The organism is Oleiphilus sp. HI0132 (assembly GCF_001635845.1).
Genome location: NZ_LWGJ01000761.1, coordinates 1 through 382 on the forward strand (window position 1 = coordinate 1; position 382 = coordinate 382).

The following is a 382-nucleotide window of genomic DNA, read 5'->3' on the forward strand; positions in this document are numbered from 1 at the left end:
ATTAGATTCTCGTTGATGTCCGAAGGTAGCTCTGAACGCTCAGGAACAGCTTTAAAAGTTCCTGTGAGTTTATTGGTATCTACGTCGATCCACTCAACTGCCCCGCGATTAGCTGCTAACTCAACAGCGTTTTTAACACGCAATTGGTTCTTAGCTTTTTCGCGAACAGCAACAACATCACCAGCTTTAACTTGGTAAGATGCGATATTCACTACCTGATCGTTAACAACGATTGCCTTGTGGGATACAAGCTGACGTGATTCTGCGCGAGTAGAACCGTAGCCCATACGATATACAACATTATCAAGGCGTTGTTCCAGCAACTGAAGCAAGTTTTCACCTGTAGCGCCTTTACGGCGTGCAGCTTCTTTATAGTAGCCAC

Annotated in this window: 1 protein-coding gene; it reads right to left on the reverse strand. The window is 45.0% G+C overall.

The genetic code is table 11. The annotated features are described in order from the left end of the window. On the reverse strand, positions 1 to 382 hold a 382-nt coding region (rpsD, locus tag A3766_RS09000; protein WP_082907082.1), incomplete at both ends, for a 30S ribosomal protein S4.